Source organism: Streptomyces sp. DH12 (genome assembly GCF_020873895.1).
Classification (GTDB): Bacteria; Actinomycetota; Actinomycetes; order Streptomycetales; family Streptomycetaceae; genus Streptomyces.
The window spans coordinates 1-441 of sequence record NZ_JAHWGT010001172.1; the positions used below are offsets into that span (position 1 = coordinate 1).

Below are 441 nucleotides of genomic sequence, written 5' to 3' on the forward strand. Positions count from 1 at the left end.
GCCTAATCGTTGCTGCCATTCAGCCACTAACTTTGATAGTGCTTGTTGCTTATCTGCGCCTATTTGACCCTCTTTTAAGAAATCGACCGCAATAGGATGGCCGCTAAATAACTGCAACCAACGCGATATCACTTCTTCTGGGGTTAGCTTTTGTTGTTGTTCGATATCTATTTTTAGCACCAAATGATAATGGTTACTCATCACAGCATAAGCACAAACATCAATACAAAACACAGCTGCTAATTGTTTGATTTTATTTACTATCCAACCACGACGGTGTTGATAGTTTTTACCGTTATACGGGTCGTCCCCACACAAATAGGCCCGACGTACACAGCGATTAATTACATGATAAAAAGGGGTTATTTGAGGCTCTATCAATTTTCGTCTTGAGATTGTCATTTACTTTACCATAAGCAACTTGAAGCTTAAGTGTAGTAG

Annotated in this window: 1 protein-coding gene; it reads right to left on the bottom strand. The window is 39.5% G+C overall.

What is annotated here, in order from left to right:
- Positions 1 to 402: transposase (locus LPA54_RS39095; protein WP_228985148.1), on the bottom strand; the 402-nt coding region annotated here is incomplete at its 3' end.
- Positions 403 to 441: the final 39 nt, after the last annotated feature.